The 16,843-nt window shown below is 54.2% G+C and carries 12 protein-coding genes; 8 read left to right on the top strand and 4 right to left on the bottom strand.

Going from position 1 to position 16,843, the window contains the following annotated elements; translation table 11 throughout:
• Window positions 1–2 precede the first annotated feature (2 nt).
• Window positions 3–716, bottom strand: coding sequence for a helix-turn-helix domain-containing protein (locus tag Q31b_RS19565; RefSeq protein ID WP_146601320.1), 714 nt, complete (start codon window positions 714–716; stop codon window positions 3–5).
• Window positions 717–1,446: 730 nt separating this feature from the next.
• On the opposite strand from Q31b_RS19565, the gene hemG reads away from it, so the two are divergent.
• The 5 genes from hemG (at window position 1,447) to rplS (ending at window position 6,176) form a co-directional block, all read left to right on the top strand.
• A complete protein-coding gene (hemG, locus tag Q31b_RS19560) occupies window positions 1,447–2,883 on the top strand; it encodes a protoporphyrinogen oxidase (RefSeq protein WP_197171880.1) in 1,437 nt (478 codons plus the stop codon).
• Between the two features lie 159 nt (window positions 2,884–3,042).
• Window positions 3,043–4,512 carry a signal recognition particle protein gene (gene ffh, locus Q31b_RS19555; RefSeq protein ID WP_146601318.1) on the top strand — a complete coding sequence of 490 codons (1,470 nt, stop codon included), beginning with the start codon at window positions 3,043–3,045 and terminating at the stop codon, window positions 4,510–4,512.
• A gap of 136 nt (window positions 4,513–4,648) precedes the next feature.
• Complete coding sequence (gene rpsP, locus Q31b_RS19550; protein WP_231617704.1) at window positions 4,649–5,071, top strand: 30S ribosomal protein S16; 423 nt, start codon at window positions 4,649–4,651, stop codon at window positions 5,069–5,071.
• Window positions 5,072–5,091: 20 nt separating this feature from the next.
• Complete coding sequence (gene trmD / locus Q31b_RS19545) at window positions 5,092–5,796, top strand: tRNA (guanosine(37)-N1)-methyltransferase TrmD (RefSeq protein ID WP_146601316.1); 705 nt, start codon at window positions 5,092–5,094, stop codon at window positions 5,794–5,796.
• Between the two features lie 26 nt (window positions 5,797–5,822).
• Window positions 5,823–6,176, top strand: coding sequence for a 50S ribosomal protein L19 (gene rplS, locus Q31b_RS19540; protein ID WP_146601315.1), 354 nt, complete (start codon window positions 5,823–5,825; stop codon window positions 6,174–6,176).
• 134 nt (window positions 6,177–6,310) lie between these two features.
• Here the strand turns inward: rplS and Q31b_RS19535 are convergent, their stop codons facing one another.
• Both Q31b_RS19535 and Q31b_RS19530 read right to left on the bottom strand, forming a co-directional pair.
• Window positions 6,311–6,694, bottom strand: coding sequence for a hypothetical protein (locus Q31b_RS19535; protein ID WP_146601314.1), 384 nt, complete (start codon window positions 6,692–6,694; stop codon window positions 6,311–6,313).
• Between the two features lie 300 nt (window positions 6,695–6,994).
• Complete coding sequence (locus tag Q31b_RS19530; protein ID WP_146601313.1) at window positions 6,995–7,555, bottom strand: hypothetical protein; 561 nt, start codon at window positions 7,553–7,555, stop codon at window positions 6,995–6,997.
• A gap of 355 nt (window positions 7,556–7,910) precedes the next feature.
• Here Q31b_RS19530 and Q31b_RS19525 point away from each other — a divergent pair, with 355 nt between their 5' ends.
• The 3 genes from Q31b_RS19525 (at window position 7,911) to Q31b_RS19515 (ending at window position 13,465) form a co-directional block, all read left to right on the top strand.
• Window positions 7,911–10,349 (top strand): DNA gyrase/topoisomerase IV subunit A, encoded by a 2,439-nt coding sequence (locus tag Q31b_RS19525; RefSeq protein WP_146601312.1) that lies wholly within the window; start codon window positions 7,911–7,913, stop codon window positions 10,347–10,349.
• Window positions 10,350–10,504: 155 nt separating this feature from the next.
• Window positions 10,505–12,418 (top strand): DNA gyrase/topoisomerase IV subunit B, encoded by a 1,914-nt coding sequence (locus Q31b_RS19520; protein WP_146601311.1) that lies wholly within the window; start codon window positions 10,505–10,507, stop codon window positions 12,416–12,418.
• Between the two features lie 81 nt (window positions 12,419–12,499).
• The gene (locus Q31b_RS19515) at window positions 12,500–13,465 is read left to right on the top strand and encodes a serine/threonine-protein kinase (protein WP_146601310.1); all 966 of its coding nucleotides are present in this window, start codon (window positions 12,500–12,502) and stop codon (window positions 13,463–13,465) included.
• 181 nt (window positions 13,466–13,646) lie between these two features.
• Here Q31b_RS19515 and Q31b_RS19510 read toward each other — a convergent pair whose 3' ends face one another.
• Window positions 13,647–16,526, bottom strand: a complete 2,880-nt coding sequence (locus tag Q31b_RS19510) for a DUF11 domain-containing protein (protein ID WP_146601309.1) — start codon at window positions 16,524–16,526, stop codon at window positions 13,647–13,649.
• Window positions 16,527–16,843: the final 317 nt, after the last annotated feature.

Below are 16,843 nucleotides of genomic sequence, written 5' to 3'. Positions count from 1 at the left end.
GATTACAGGCCGAAGTCACAGTAGCCGTTGTCTTGCAGACGGACCATCAAGCAGATCAGGGCTGCTTGCGTCGAAACCCCAAGCTTCTTCATTGCTGAATTTCGGCGATTCTCAATCGTCTTGTCGGATACCTTTAGCAACGCTGCCATCCGTTTGACCGTTTCGCCTTTGGTGACGAGGACCGCTACCTGCTGTTCGCGATCCTCTAAACTAGCAAAGCGGTTCCATAGCGAAGCTAGCTGAGGTGTTTCAAGTTCGCTGGAATCGCATTGCTTGACTTCGATGATTCGAGTGACTCCTAAAATCGCTGCCCTTGGATGTCCGCAGCCTGTCAATGAACGCTTCATGGTACGAAGTGTTAGGGAACGTCCTCGCTGGTCGATACCAGCATGCTCAAATTCGACCGAAGAACAGCCCGCAAGCAGCAACGCGTCCGAATGCAACGAAACGGTGCGAATGGTTTCGGACAAAAAGTCAGCACTGAATCGGCCGACCGAGTTCACCGTGCCCGCAAACGTCTCCTCGAAGATGGAATTGGAATGCAAAATCTGGCCGTCGGCTGACTTGATGTAAGCGCAGTCCGAAACGGCATCGATTACGGGATAGACAGGCTCATGCCGCAAAAGTGCATGCCAAACCTCTTGGAACAATCTTTCCACCTCTTGAGCAAATGCGGCATCGAGATGGTGAGAAAGAGGCACAGAAAAATTTTCCATAATTATGCTTGCAAGTACGGGCTGTGTTTTGCAATGAAGCAGTTAGGCACCCCTCATAAACAGGATCATTCGTGCAGGTAATTTGCAGAGGGGGGGGGGACTGCATCAAAGTTGCCAAGAATAAGAAAGATCACTCCGGACATCGAATAGGGGCAATCACTCGATGCCCGGGTGATCAAAAACGGACCGACCGTGGGGCAAACGACCTGTCCTATAACTAGTATCGCATATTGTTTGTTCTGAATCAGGAAAAAACATACGGATTACGTAATTTCATGGTCGAGATTGTGCAGGAGCGTCACCAATAGGCGTTGTTTCGAGAGGAGGGGCTATTGATCGCATCGAGGATTCGGGCACGCCGTCGGTCCGTCATGCAGGAATCGTTTGCCGAGTGGATTTTTGGTGGTGATTTGCAGCGATTTTTCCCATCAAAGCGTGAGCGAGAGCTTAGGCAATGACGGACAACCTGTTTGCTGAAGAGCCCGATTGCTGGTACCTTCCACCTTAAAAGCTGACGTTTGGGCCGCCTAGGTGATGGCTTCCGTTTCGTCAACCAATCGTTAGACCGCGTGCCCATTAGACCGCGTGACCCGTTAGACCGCGGGCCCGTTAGACCGCGGGCCCAGCCTGCCGCGCGTTCGTTGCGTCGGCCGTTCGTTGCTGCAAAACGCGGAGGCGTTGCTCACGTGGTTTTAGCGAAAAACCAATTATCAACACAGGATACAACGAAGTGACACATCGAATCGCAGTGATTGGTGGCGGGGTTTCCGGACTCGCGGCGGCTCATCACTTACTCGAAATCAATCCCGAATTTGAAGTCCGTTTGTTTGAGGCGAGCCAGCGAGTCGGAGGGGTTATCGAAACGACCGAGATCGACGGGTTTCTCGTCGAAAGTGCTGCGGACAATTTTATCACGACTCCAAACGCGGGTGTGAAGCTTTGCGAGCGAGTTGGGTTGGGTGACGATTTGATCGGAACCAATCCACTGGGACGCAAAGCGATGGTCGTTAGCCGTGGTCGGTTGGAGCCGATCCCTGAAGGATTTCTGATCATGGCTCCTTCGCGTCTTTGGCCGTTGGTGACAACGCGGACGCTCGGGATGCTGGGCAAACTGCGTGCGGGCTGGGAATATTTTGTCCCACAAAAGCATCGCGAAGAGGACGAATCGCTCAAGGCATTTGTGACTCGCCGTTTTGGAAAAGAACTGTTCGAGCGACTTGTGCAGCCTCTTGTCGGTGGAATTTACACTGCCGATCCTGAGAAACTTAGCGTGGCTGCGACGATGCCTCGATTCTTGGAAATGGAACGCAAACACGGCAGTTTGATTTCGGCGATGTTAAAGGCGCGCAAGGGCAAACCGGCCGAAAAGTCCTCTGGCGCAAGGTATGGCCAATTTGCAACACTGCGAGGAGGCATGAGCCGTTTAATCGAAGCGATTCGAGGTCGGTTGCCGGTCGATACGATCCAAACCGAACGTCCTGTCGAAAGCGTACAACAGAACGCGGGGGGGCAATGGGTCTTGGAAGTGGGGGGCCAACAGGCGTCGACAGAAACCTTTGACGCGGTCATCATTGCGGCACCGGCACGGCATGCGGCCAAAATGCTTAGCCTCGTCGATGCCAAGGTTGCGGAAGAGTTGAGTCGGATCGAGTACGCCAGTTGCGCGGTATTGTCGATGGGCTATCGCCGCGACCAGATTCAGCATCCGCTCGACGCGTTCGGTTTTGTCGTACCGATCGTTGAAGAACGGCAAATTTTGTCATGCAGCTTCTCTAGCGTGAAATATGACGGGCGAGCGCCCGAGGATCACGTTTTGCTTCGCGTCTATCTTGGTGGTGCTTGCCAGAGCGAGCTACTCGAAAAGTCCGACGATGAGTTGATTCAAATCGCCCGAGGGGAATTGGCGGATCTGATCGGTTTAAGTGGAGAGCCGCTGTTCACGCGGTTGAGCCAACAGCGGCAGGCGATGCCGCAGTACCATGTCGGCCACTGCGACCGGGTCGAATTGATCAACCGTCGTTTGGGATCCTTCCCAACGTTGGGATTGGCGGGCAACTCCTTGAATGGCGTCGGAGTCCCCGGCTGTATCGAAAGTGGTGAATCAGCAGCCGAGCGTGTCGCCGCGGCGTTAGCCATCAGCAAAGCGGAAACCGCCGAGTCGGCTTGAACGGAATCCGTTAAAGGAAAAATCACCGACTTTACTAGGATACTCCATTTACAGACCCGCTAGCGGGTCGGTACACTCTCGGGTCCTCAAAAATAGGTCCAGCCGGCGATTTGCCGACTTATTCGTCTCTTCCCCTCCATTTTTCGCTCGAGTTTTTTCGTGTTTGATTCGCTGTCCGAAGGTTTGCAGTCTGCTTTCAAGAGCTTGTCTGGTAAAGGCAAGTTGACCGAAGGTAATATGCGCGACGGGCTCGAATTGGTCAAAAAGTCGATGCTGGAGGCCGATGTTAGCTATTCGGTTGTCCAGGACTTCATGGAGCATGTCTCCGAGAGAGCACTCGGCAAACGTGTGCTGTTGAGTCTGCGTCCGCACGAAGAGTTGGTGCGGATTGTCAATGACGAGCTGATTTCGATCCTTGGGCCTGTCGACTCGTCCCTGCACCTGAAGGAGTCGGGGCCGACGATTATCATGCTTTGCGGCTTGCAAGGTAGTGGTAAAACGACGACGTGCGGCAAGTTATCGCAGCTGCTCAAGGAAGAGAAGATCACCCCGATGTTGGTGGCGGCTGACTTGCAGCGGCCCGCGGCGATCGAGCAATTGCACGTGATTGGCCGCCAACTAGACGTCCCCGTCTATAGCGAATCGGACAACAAGGATCCGGTCAAGGTTTGCAGGAATGGGATCGCGAAGGCGAAAGCCGAAGGGGCTCGCGTTGTCATTCTAGACACCGCCGGCCGATTGGCGATCGACCAAGAATTGATGGGCGAGCTGCAGCGGATCGATAAAAAGGTCCAACCGGATCAGGTTTACTTGGTCGTCGACGGGATGACGGGCCAGGACGCGGTCAACAGTGCCGGAGCGTTCAATGACGCGTTGGAACTGAACGGCGTCATTATGACCAAGCTTGACGGTGACGCCCGTGGCGGTGCGTTGTTGTCGGTCAAACAGGTAACGGGAGTCCCGGTCAAGTTTATCGGTACCGGGGAGCGATTTGATGCTCTCGAACCGTTTCGTCCCGAGGGGATGGCGAGCCGAATTTTGCAGATGGGCGATATCGTCGCAGCTGCTCGTGAAGCCCATCGAATCGTCGACGAAAAAGAGCGTGAAGAGATCGAAGCAAAGATGGCGTCGGGCGACTTCACGCTCGACGACTTCAAAGACATGATGATGAAGGTCGCTCAGCCAGGATTGATGGGCAAGATGATGGGCTTGATGCCTGGCATGGGCCAATTCAAAGAGATGATGGATAGCGACGAAGCCGCGGGGGGGATTCGGCAAACGATCGGTGCGATCAATTCCATGACGATGGAAGAGCGTCGTAATCCAAAGTCGATCGACATCCACCGGCGGACCCGAATCGCCAAGGGGGCGGGCGTCCAAGCGTCGACGATTTCGCAATTGGTGAAACAATTCGAAACGATGAAACCGATGATGCAAGCGATGATGGGCAAAGGCGTCGGCGACCGCATGAAGATGATGCGGCAAATGCAGCAAGGCGCCGCGCTGGGCGACCCGACGCTGGGCATGAAAACAAAGAAAAGTACCGGCGAGCGATTGTCGCCTGCCGAGAAGAAAAAACGAAAAAAAGAACGCGACCGAATGTTGCGAAAAATGAAACGGAAGAAGTAGTATTGCCGTACGTATGCGGCACCGACCCGGCACGATCATTGATCGTCCCAGGCAGTCTGACCGAAAGTGTAACCCTTTATTGAAGCGAGTGCTTCAACACGGAAAGCGAAGAAGTTTAATGGCAGTAAGAATTCGAATGAAAAAGTTAGGCCGGTCCCACCGTCCTTTCTTCCGCGTTTGTGCAATGGACCAACGCAGTCCGCGTGATGGCCGAGTGATCGAAGAACTCGGCTATTACGACCCCATGTGCCCCGAAACCGATGCCCGGGTTTCACTAAAGTCAGATCGTATCGACCATTGGATCAGCGTCGGTGCGCAGCCGAGTGATAAGGTTGCCGTGCTGATCAAGAAGTACGGAACCAACGGCACGCATCTGGAACAGCAAAAGGCTGCGTTGGAGCGTCTTGGCAAGCGGAAGCAATACACGCCGGCACCTCCCGAAGCTCCCAAGCCGAAGGCGGAAGAGCCCAAGGCGGAAGCTGCACCCGAGTCAGAAGAGCCCAAGGCGGAAACTGCGACGGATGACGCCGCAGCGACGGAAGAAGCGGCCAGCGAATAAACACGGGCTGTTTCTGTTCCATGCGATTTGACATTGTTACTCTGTTCCCTGCCATTTTCGATGGTTACCTAACCCAGAGTTTGCTCGACAAGGCGATCCAGCGAAAGTTGGTCGAAATCCACAGGCACGACCTGAGAGATTGGGCGGCAGACACGCCGCATCGCAAAGTGGATGACCGCCCCTTTGGTGGCGGGCCGGGCATGTTGATTCAAGTCCATACAACCGTCGATTGCGTGGAAGCAGTAGAAACGATGGACGCAAAACCTGCTCGGCGGATTTTGCTCTCCCCCGGTGGCAAACGGTTCGATCAACCGCTTGCCGAAGACCTCGCTACCAGCGATCGGATCATGCTGCTCTGTGGCCGCTACGAAGGGTTCGATCAACGAGTTGTGGACATCTTGCAACCGGAAGAAGTCAGTGTTGGCGACTTTGTCCTCAACGGAGGCGAGGTGGCCGCGATGGTTATCGTCGATGCAGTTGTCCGGCTTTTGCCGGGTGTGCTTGGCGATGAAAATAGTTGTATCGAGGATTCGTTTAGTCGAGGCAATCGATTGCTCGAGTTTCCTCAATACACGAGGCCGAGAGAATATCGCGGCCATGAAGTTCCAAGCGTTTTGCTCGGTGGCGACCATAAAGCGATTGCCGACTGGCGCGATGCACAAAGCCGAGAACGGACGCGGCAGCGGCGCAGTGATTTGCTGCCCGAAAACAAACCAAACAATTAATCAATTAAACAGAAGCGAGAATCAATATGAGCCAACAAACCATTATGGAATTGGTCGAGAAAAGTTCGATCAAAGAAAATCCACCCCAATTTGATATTGGAGATACGGTCGACGTTCACCTGAAAATCCTTGAAGGTGCCAAAGAACGAATCCAGGTATTCAGTGGCGTCGTGATTGCTAAGAGTGGAAGCGGATCAAAAGAAATGTTTACCGTTCGCCGAATCGTCGCTGGCCAAGGTGTCGAACGCAAGTTCCCGCTGCATAGCCCACGCATCGAGAAGGTTGAAATCAAACGAAGCGGCGTCGTTCGCCGAGCCAAGCTATACTTCTTGCGTGATCGTATCGGTAAAGCTGTGCGTTTGAAAGAACGCCGTCGATAAGCGAGACCGCTTGTTTCACGGCGGTTTGAACGTGGCCGAGGCTCTAGCCTGGGCGAATACCTCTCCCGCGCAGACGAGAGGTCTGGGCGGTGTGGTTCCGTTTGCCCAGGCTAGAAGCCTAGGCTGTGCTCCTTTTACCAAGGCCCGCGGACGTAGTTCACGCCAAACTGGTCGGTGTGGCTGGGCCATTGCGGGGTCGCACGGAATCGGCCTTGTGCGCCGCTTGCTGGGGCGCCGGCACTGCGTCCGTATTGATGGTAAATCGGATACATTTGGTTCTGGCTTACGCCCCACGACAAGGTTTGTCGCATATGGGCTGTCGGAGGCACGATCAATGCTTGAGGCACCCCCGAGTTTTGGTAGTAGTAACCACCATGCCAAGGGCGATCCATCGCGTAGTTATGAGCCCAAACTTGGGTCATTGCGTACGGGTCGCCCGCATCGGCTTCGTTTTCACCCGAAAAAAATCCAGCCAAAGTCGCTAGGCAGCCAGCGGTAATGAGAAGTTGTCGAATCATAGCATCAAGCCAATGAAAGTGTGAAAATAAACATGTAATCCGTAGCCGCGTCTCTCCGAGACGCGAAAGAGTAGCCGCGTCTCTCCGAGACGCGAAATACTCGTGTCTCGGAGAGACACAGCTACTGGGAAATCTCGTGTCTCGGAGAGACACGGCTACTGGGAAATCTCGTGTCTCGGAGAGACACGGCTACTGGGAAATCCCGTGTCTCGGAGAGGCACGGCTACTGGGAAATTCCGTGTCTCGGAGAGGCACAGCTACTGGGAAATTCCGTGTCTCGGAGAGGCACGGCTACTGGGGTTAGCGTGGCAGTCGCAAGTAATTCCAATAGAAATTGCTCATTGCCGTGCGAACCGGTGGAGTCCAGTAAACCGCCCGCGTCCGGTTCATCCCCCGACCATTGTCATAGTAGTTATGAAAACGGTTCTTGTGGGGATAAAGCATTTCTTCGGGATAGAAAGGCTGGTAGGTAAAGTGGGTATTGCCAACGTGTGGGGACACGGGTCCTGGGCACGTGTACATTTGGGCGTTCACGGCATTGCAGTTGCCTTGCGTGAAATAGTTGTAGAACAGATCGGGTTGTCCGTATTTGCGGCCCACGCATCCGGCGCCACAATCGCCGACCGAAAACCGTTCGCCACAGCTTTCACAATCAAAGGACGAGTCGTTCGCTGGATTCTCGTTCGCAAGATCGCCAACGTAGGAGCCAGCTGATCCGCCGACGACCGTGTCGCTAACGACATGCGAATTGATGATTCGTTCGCCGGAACCGAGCGATTGGGCAGATGCTGATGGAACTGACGTTGCCAGCATGGCCACCGCAGCGGTACAAACAAGTTGGTTGATAATTTGACGTCTCATCCTGCGGTTCCTCCTGAACCTTGGCCGTATCGATTTGGTGTTCGAAAAATCTCCGAACGAAAGCTTGGAGCCTATCCGAAAGGGGTCTGCCCCTCTCGCCTCGCCTGCAAAGGGTCAGACCCCTTTTCGGATTGGCTCTTAATGGCAAACATCGGATGATGCTTAGGGTTCGCATGACCTTTGCAATCCGACACGCCACCTCTAACCTGACCGTCGGTTCCGTCAGGACACGCTTGATTGGGATAAACGGGTGGATTGTTAAAATAGCTACGGTTGACCTATCGAGTTAAATCCTCATAAAGCGTACAAATTACCAAACGAACCGGCCAGTTGATAGAAAAAAGGACCATTTAGCGTGGCAAAACGCTCGAAACGATCATCCAACCGCAAAAGTAAATCCGAGTCGAACGGATCGCTGTTTGACGTCGTTGACGATGCTTTATTGACATCGATTCCGCTACGGCAAGCAGCTCAATCTCGCTATTTGAACTACTCACTTTCGGTCATCACCAGCCGAGCGTTGCCGGACGTTCGAGACGGGCTGAAGCCAGTCCAACGGCGGATCTTGTACACGATGAGCCAACAAGGGCTCAACGCGACGGCGAAACACCGTAAATGTGCCAAGGTCGTCGGCGACGTCATGGGAAATTATCACCCGCACGGTGACAGCAGTATCTACGAGGCGCTGGTCCGCATGGCGCAGCCATTTTCGTTGCGAATGCCTTTGATTGACGGCAGCGGTAATTTTGGCAGCATCGATGGTGATAACGCTGCCGCGATGCGGTATACCGAATGCCGGATGACGCCGATCGCATCGGAAGTTCTCGCCGATTTGGCAACTCGCACGGTCGCCTTTAAACCGAACTATGACGGCAGCCGCGAAGAACCGGTCGTGCTGCCGAGCCGTGTGCCTAACTTGCTCGTCAACGGCGCGACAGGGATTGCCGTCGGGATGGCTACAAACATCCCCCCCCATAACTTGAAGGAGGTCTGCCAAGCATTATTGAAACTGCTGCGTGACCCCGAGATCAAGGATTACCAACTCGTCGCCAACGATGCGGTGCAGGGCCCCGATTTTCCAACCGGTGGCCAAATCACGAACACCAAAGATGAGCTGCGGGAAATCTACAGCACCGGCCAAGGCACGATCAAGCTTCGCGGCACCGCAAAGTTAGAGACCAAGTCCAAGAGCGGCAAGGTGCTAATGATCGATGCGATTCCGTTTGGCGTCAATAAATCGGCGCTCGTCGAGCGGATCAACGAACTGATCTATTCGGGCAAGTTCCCACTTGTCATCGAAGCACGTGACTTATCGACCGAAGACATTCGCATCGACTTGTTACTTAAAAAGGACGCCGATGAAAACATGGTGTTGGCGTATTTGTACAAGCACACCGATTTCCAAAAGAATTTCAACGTCAACTTGACCTGCTTGGTGCCGACCGAGAACCCCGAAGTCGGTGCACCGAACCGGCTAGGTTTGAAAGAGATTCTTTGGCACTTTCTGCATTTCCGATTAAGCGTCCTAACGAAGCGACTTGAAAACGAACTCGCGGCGCTGAATCGTCGAATTCACATACTAGAGGGCTTTGCCCTCGTCTTTGATGCGCTCGATGAGATCATCGCGATCATTCGAAAATCAGACGGCAAAGCGGATGCGGCGGAAAAGATCATGGCCCGCTTTCCTGCGGCGAAGGGCGGACTCGATGCCGAGCAAACCGATGCGATTTTAGAGCTAAAGCTCTACCGACTGGCAAAACTCGAAATCGAAGTGATCCTGAAAGAGCTTAAAGAGAAACGAAAACGGGCTAAGGAGATTGAAAAGCTGCTTAGCGACGACGAGAACGATTACACGCGATCGGGACGCTGGCAAATCATTCGCTCCGAGATTGAATCGCTGATTGCGGACTACAGCAAAGACAAACGCAACAAGCGATTGTCGGCAATTGAAACCGTTGCGGAGGAGCCGGAATATGCTGCGGAAGATTTTATCGTTGCCGAAGATTGTCATGTCATGGTCACCAAGGACGGTTGGGTCAAACGGCAGAAACAAATTGCGGACCCGAGCAAGAGTCGGGTGCGTCAGGGGGACGAGGTGTTGACGTGTGTTGCCGGCAGCACTCGCGAATCGATCGGTTTTTTCTCGTCGATTGGCGTTTGCTATACCGCCCGGATGATTGACATCCCAGCGTCGACCGGATTTGGCGAACCGATTCAAAAATTGTTCAAATTGAAAGACGGCGAGCGTATTGTTGCTGCGATTTCCTTTGATCCGCGAGTGATCGACGAGATCAAGGAAGATCCCAAGAAGCCTGAACTTTGCCCACAGGCGCACGCATTAGCCGTCACCTCGAACGGTTTTGCTTTGCGATTTGGGTTGGAAAGTTTTGCAGAACCCTCGACCCGAACCGGTCGACGTTTTGCTCGGGTGAAACCGGGCGCAGCCGTTGTCGATGTCGCCGTGGTTCACGGCACCGAGGTGATTTTGGCTGTCACCGGGAATTGCCGGGCGATGATCTGCAGTGCTGAGGAGGTCAACTATTTGTCGGGTGCGGGTAAGGGGGTCACCCTGATTCGTTTGGCATCCGATGATCGCGTGCTTGGGTTTAAACCTTCAACGGGTGATCGCGACTTGTTGACCGTGCAAACCAATCGCGGGGCCAAGAAAACAATCTCGACCGCAAAGTATCGCGTTACAGCACGTGGCGGACGGGGAAATGAAATCCAAAAGAATGGCAAGATTGCCGAGATTATCAAGCCTCCGATCGCGGCACCGGAGATATTCGAAGAGTAGTTTCCAGTCGTCCCCTATCGGGGCTTGTGGAAGAACCTCAAGACGAACTCCTGATTCACGGGTCGGGGGCTTTTAACCTATCGGCCTTCGGCATGACAGGACGCGACATCACTCGCCGACCAATTTTTAAACGAAACGTATTCACAAGAAATGCAATGAGCACGGTTACGAAATCCTATAGCGCCAAAGACATCACCGCCCTCGAAGGGCTCGATCCTGTCCGAAAACGACCGGGGATGTATATCGGCGGGGTCGGTATGTCGGGGCTGCACCATTTGATTTGGGAGATTGTTGACAACTCCGTTGACGAAGCGATGAACGGTCACGCCTCGGAGATTAGTGTGACGCTGCACAAAGACGGTTCGTCGATTACCGTTAGCGACAATGGCCGCGGCATTCCCGTTGACCGGCATCCCAAAACGAAAAAGCCAGCTCTTGAAATGGTGCTCACCGTCCTGCATGCGGGCGGCAAATTTGATGGTGGCAACTACAAAACCGCTGGCGGACTTCACGGCGTCGGTGCGTCGGTCGTTAATGCGTTGTCGAAAGAATTGACCGCCATTGTCCGCCGCAATGGGGCACAATACCGGATGATTTTTGAACGGGGGCAAGTCAAGACCAAGATCCAAAAACTCAAAGGAGCGGTGCGGGGAACGGGAACGACGATCACCTTCTCACCCGATCCGACGATCTTTCCAAAGATCGATTTCGATAGCGATACCATTCGCTCGCGACTCGAAACGGTTAGCTTTCTGCATCGCGGTGTGAAGGTGACGTACATCGATGAAGCAGCCAAAACCAAAGAGACGTTCTTGCATGAGCAAGGTATCGTCGACTTTCTGGCGAAAGTACTAAAGGATCGCAAAGCTCGTCCGATTCACGAAACACCGTTCATCCTTCGCAAGGATGATGACATACGATTGGAACTAACGCTTCAGTGGACCGAGTCGACGGACGAGCATGTTCGCAGTTACGTCAATGGCATCCCAACCGGCAGCGGTGGGACGCACGAAAACGGGCTTCGCAGCGGACTCAATAAAGCGGTTCGGAATTACATCGACACGCATAGCTTGACGCCTCGCGGGGTCAAGATCACCCACGAGGACATCCGCGAAGGATTGGTTGCGATCATTTCGATCTTTATCGCAGAGCCTCAATTTCAAGGGCAAACCAAAGACAAGCTTAACAATCCTGAAACTCAGGCTTTGGTCGAAGCATCGGTGCGTCCAGCGATGGAGCAGTGGATGAACAACAATCGTTCGATAGCCGACTCGATCATTGCACGCATCATCGCGTCGGCTCGTGCCCGCGCGGCGTCTCGGGCTGCTGCGGATGCGGTCTCGCGAAAAGGGGGCGCAAAGCGAACCATGCTGCCTGGGAAGTTGAGCGATTGCTTGGCCAGCGGCAAAGCGGGATCCGAGTTGTTTATCGTCGAAGGTGATTCGGCAGGCGGCAGCGCCAAGCAGGGCCGCGACCGAAATACACAAGCGATATTGCCACTACGTGGGAAGGTGCTCAATACCGAAAGTGCAACGCTCAAGAAAATCTTGGACAACAAAGAAATCCAGGACATGATCGCCTCGCTCGGTTGCGGCATTGGGGCCAGCATGAATCTGGCCACTCTGAGGTACAAGAAGGTCATCCTGCTAGCCGATGCTGATTCCGATGGGCATCATATCACGACGCTGTTGTTGACGTTTTTCTACCGACACATGCCAGGGTTGATTGCAGAGGGGAATTTGTTCATTGCCGTGCCGCCGCTCTATCGTATTGATATCGGCAAAGAAACGTATTGGGCAAAGGACGAAGAGCACCGCGAACAGATCATGGAAGAGCATGGCACGCGAGCGAAACCGGAGATCACACGGTTCAAGGGGCTTGGCGAGATGATGCCCAAGGTGCTTTGGGAAACCACGCTGAACCCGAAAACGCGGCGGTTGCTGAAGGTGGAAGTGGATGATCATCTGGAAACCGACCGAGTGATTAGTGACTTGATGGGGCGTGACGCTTCCGCACGCTTCCGATTTATCATGGAACGAGCGGAAGACGCCGAAGAAATCGATGTGTAGCTGTTGTCGTTTTTGACGCCCTTTGGTTTTCCATAGCCAACATGGGTGCAGTCCACTCCGCTTTTTGCTTACAATGGATCGATGATCAACGAACCCACTATTATTCTGTCCGGTACGGATCCCGATTTACCGCAAAATGTTCCTCCCGGCTTGGCCCGCTACACCAGTATGCGGGACATGGCCAAGGGGGGGAGCGCTGTTTTGCGAGCTGGTTTTGATCCCATCACGGGCCGCACGGTTGCCGTCAAAATGCTGCTCCCCGAAAAGCGTCTCGATCGACGAGAGCAGCGACGAATTCTCCGGGAAGCACGCGTTACCGCACAATTGCAGCATCCCAACACGGTGCCCGTCTATGATATCGGTAGCGATAGCGAGCAGGGAATCTACTTTGTGATGAAACGGATCTCGGGCGAAAACTTGTTCGAAATCCTTAAACGCATTGCACAGGGTGACCAGGACACAATCGATGCCTTTCCGATGCAGCGGCGGTTGGACATCGTTGTCGGAGCTTGCCAAGCACTTGCCTACGCACACGCTCGCGGTGTGATCCATCGTGACGTGAAACCCGAAAACATTTGGGTAGGCAATTTCGGAGAGGTCATCCTGCTCGATTGGGGCGTTGCCAAGGTTTGGGGACAAGCCGACGACAACGTACCGCTAAACCGAAGCGTTTTGACCACCGAAGAAACGGAAACCCAACAACTGAAAACGCTGACCGGAGGGGGCCAGCGTCCGGGCACGCCATTATACATGTCGCCGGAGCAAGTCAGCGGAAGCCGAGGGATCGACGAACGCTCCGATATCTTCAGTGCTGGCGTAACCCTTTATGAAACGTTGGCGATTCGCGAGCCGTTTCGTGGTGCCGATATTAACGAGACGTTTGATAACATTCAAAACAAAGAAATCCTGCCGCCAAGCGAACGTTCACCCGATCGCAATATCCCCAAGTTGGCGGACGAGGTAGTCATGAAAGCGTTGCAAAAACGCCCTGGAAATCGCTACCAGTTCATGCGTGATTTTATCGAAGCGATCCAGGCGATCGCGTGAGGCGAGGTTGGCTGGGCCACCCGTCTACACCGTTATCGCCGCCACGGATGCTACTTCGCGACAATTGGGGTAGTGGATCTTGTTAAAGATCCCGTGCTTGAGGGGATCTTTAACAAGATCCACTACGCATTGCTTGAGGGGATCTTTAACAAGATCCACTACGCATTGCCGATCCGCCCCCTTAGGGAATCACCTCGGTGGTGACTCGGTCGCTGCCACCACGACCTGCTCGGCTGACCGATTCGACCGTCAATTCGATTTGCTGTGGCAGATTGCTGATTAAGACGAGATCGTATTCAACGGTTTCGCCTGGCCGCATCGAGCGGATGTCGGCCAGGTAAACCTCGCCAGCCTTGATTTCGTATTGACCACCGACGGGACTCCGTCGCTGGGCAATCGAATCGATACGAACCCCGGTCGGCAAATTGAACTTGACGCTCACTTCACCGTCGTTTTGGTTCGAATCATTGGTCACTCTTAACGTATATCGAATCGGTTCACCTACTTGGACAGGATTATCGCGTCCAAAGATTTCGACTTTCACTTGACCGCTTGTGGAATCATTGATTCCCGCGGACGGTGGAAGCGATGGTGCAACCGGTTGATTGGAATTTTGTGGTGGTGTTAACCCTGGACCACCTGGGATCGCGGGTGGTGGCAATACGGGTGGTAGACTCGGTGGTGCTGCGGTAGGCGGTGCGACCGGCGGCGCCCCCGCGACAATGGCGAACGCCAAATCGGTTTGAGCCGTCGTTCCATCTCGGCTGGTTGCCGATAGACGGGCTTGCGATTGCGGGCTTGTTGCCACCGCTTCGAATTGAGCTTCAAGCGTTTTCGTCTCGCTGACCGCTAAGCTTTCAATTGGCCATCGTACGGTCAACTGTCCCATCCGTGGTGGTTCGGCTCCTTCGGTCGCTTGCAATAGTTGAAGCTGCGGATCGTAAGTCAACCTCACCTCGGTATTACGAAGCGGCACTTTGCCCGAGTTGGTAATGTATGCACGAAGCAGGACTCGATCGCCCACTTGGACGCGGTCTTTGCCATCGAGTCGAACGGTCAAGGCAGGTGGTGGTGGAACAGGATTGATAACCGTTACACAGCTTTGCGTCTGAGCACGTTGACCGCCTTCGGCGAGCCCTTCGAATCGAACGCAGCGTCGACCGGCGCGTGTCGGTGTATAGTTGACACTGGTTTCCCAAGTCTGGCCCGGTTGCAGCGGGCCGTCCGATTTGTTGTTGCCAACGTCTCGGATTCCTTTTTCGGTTTGCAACATCCCTTCGTCGCCAAAAGCTTTCAGTTGAACATCGCTAAGTGGACGCTCGCCCGTGTTCTTGACATCGATATTGAACGTTACCTCTTGTCCAGCTTCGTAGCGATCTTGCAGCGGTGTCGCGGTGATCGTCAAGGACGGGCGGTAAATGTCGACGCGTACCGTTGATTCGGAAACCAACCCGGCATCTCCGCGAGCTTGAAAGATCATCGCAACGGGTGATTGGGATGAGACCGTCATGAACAGATCGAGTTGTTGTTGGGGCGGCAAGGTGCCAATTTCCCAGACGACTGCGTTGGGCAGCACTTGTGCGAACGTGTCCGCGCTAACGGTTCGAGTTCCCGGTGGCAGCTCAACACTGACACGAACATTGTTGGCCGCTTGGTCTCCTGGATTAGAGAGGCGAGCAACGATTTCATACGGCACTTCGAAGCTGGCCACTTCGGGACCTGCCGCTTCGATTCTCAATTGTGGTGAACTCCATGTGACGTTGGCATTCCCGCTACCGAGCGTCATCGTCGGCATGTTGTCGGACGCTCCGCCGGGGCGGATCACCTCAATCTTGACCGCTGTCGTGCCACTGGTTCCTGGCGTTGGGTTTAACGTTGCACCGGCGTTTCCCGATTCATCGACTTTGACTTCGACGACCGAGGAAGCGTTTGTGCCAGCGAACGAGGCGATGCTTGGATTTTGAATTTCGTAGCGGACCGTCCATCCAATCGCAGGCAAAGCACCTTCGGCTCGGGTGACGCGAGTGTTGAGCGAAACGGGCGTTCCCGCCATCTCCGATTGATTGTTCGGGAATTGCCAACGAGCGTCGATCCAGTAGATCGTAGCGGTCGCTTTGCGTTGATCCCAGCATTCACTTTCGGGGGCTAACACCGTCACCCGGCTGGTTCCTTCGCTCGGGCTACTTAACGACAACCAGGTTTGGCCTTTTTCTAATAGCACATCATCGCTGCGGTCGAGGTTGCCGCGAGTGATCAGTGTTCGTTTTGTACTGGTGACCCCATGTGCATACGACGGGTCATGCTTTTCAGCCTTCTTCATGCCTGCGAGTTGGTGCAGCATACCGGGATCGTCATCACCGACCTGGATAAATGTGCCGACCGAGTCGGGCGTCAACATCCACTCGAGTGGTTGTCCCATTTGAAGGTAACCGTCTGGTCCACAAATGCCCGATAGAAGTATGACTTCGCCACCGACGGGAGCGACGATTTTTTGGGGTGATAACAGAATACACCCACGTTCGCCCGAATCGGGTAGTTTGCAGCTGTCTTGTTCGCCGATCTCGGAACCAAACAATACAGCCGGAGGTCCTTGTTGGCATTCGGGACCGCATGTTGGTCCCGGCACGCACGGTTCCGCAGGTCCAGTGGCACCGCTAGCGACGCCCGCCCCGGGAGCCGAGCATGGCGGTGGCGGTTCCGGTTCGGGAAATGCAGGATCAGGGAATCCTGAGAACGGTCGAGCGAGGCAACCGAGGCCGCCTAGGCAACCGAAGCAGTTGCAACCGCTGTTCTCTGCGAGAGGATTGGCAATGCAGGATGGGCACAAGCACGATTTCAATCCGCTCAAACAGCCTTCGCCAGCACATCCGGGGAGGGCTAAGGTCGTCGTCGTCGGCAAGGGGGAAAACAGGCAAGAGCCTGTCGGATCGATGGCGGGCAATCGCAGTTGGGAGCAGCCACTTGAAACGCTGACCAGCAACAGAACCGCCAGCGTCAAGACGCGACCGACGGTCCTGTCTTTTCGTGCCTTTGGTTTCCGGGTGATCGCGTTTGGGTTCATTGAGCTATTCAGTCATCGTCTGGAGAAAGCGACCCAGACGTCCTTTGCGGGTTGGGTTTCGTCGCGGACACAATTTGTCCAAAGAACCCTAGCACGTAAAAGATGACGATGATGCCGAAAAACAACACCGAATGTTGCCTAAACGCTACAAATTACTGTAGCGTTTAACGATTGGAACGGTTAATCTTAGGGTGGGAACGCCACAGTTTCGGTTCGCATGCTCGCGACGTTGGCAATTCGCCAGCTGCTCTCGACAAAACAGCACTCTATTACTATCATTCGGCACAAAACGTGCCTCTTGACGAAAAACACGTTTA

The organism is Novipirellula aureliae, from assembly GCF_007860185.1.
Classification (GTDB): Bacteria; Planctomycetota; Planctomycetia; order Pirellulales; family Pirellulaceae; genus Novipirellula_A; species Novipirellula_A aureliae.
This window is presented reverse-complemented; position numbering and strand designations above follow the sequence as displayed.

What these genes read in the sequence shown, in the direction of transcription:
- rplS (WP_146601315.1), top strand. Translation starts at nt 5,823, where the DNA reads ATGAGCCAACAAACCATTATGGAATTGGTCGAGAAAAGTTCGATCAAA.
- Q31b_RS19530 (WP_146601313.1), bottom strand. Translation starts at nt 7,555, where the DNA reads ATGAGACGTCAAATTATCAACCAACTTGTTTGTACCGCTGCGGTGGCC.
- Q31b_RS19510 (WP_146601309.1), bottom strand. Translation starts at nt 16,526, where the DNA reads ATGAACCCAAACGCGATCACCCGGAAACCAAAGGCACGAAAAGACAGG.
- rpsP (WP_231617704.1), top strand. Translation starts at nt 4,649, where the DNA reads ATGAAAAAGTTAGGCCGGTCCCACCGTCCTTTCTTCCGCGTTTGTGCA.
- Q31b_RS19515 (WP_146601310.1), top strand. Translation starts at nt 12,500, where the DNA reads ATGATCAACGAACCCACTATTATTCTGTCCGGTACGGATCCCGATTTA.
- Q31b_RS19565 (WP_146601320.1), bottom strand. Translation starts at nt 716, where the DNA reads ATGGAAAATTTTTCTGTGCCTCTTTCTCACCATCTCGATGCCGCATTT.
- Q31b_RS19535 (WP_146601314.1), bottom strand. Translation starts at nt 6,694, where the DNA reads ATGATTCGACAACTTCTCATTACCGCTGGCTGCCTAGCGACTTTGGCT.
- trmD (WP_146601316.1), top strand. Translation starts at nt 5,092, where the DNA reads ATGCGATTTGACATTGTTACTCTGTTCCCTGCCATTTTCGATGGTTAC.
- Q31b_RS19520 (WP_146601311.1), top strand. Translation starts at nt 10,505, where the DNA reads ATGAGCACGGTTACGAAATCCTATAGCGCCAAAGACATCACCGCCCTC.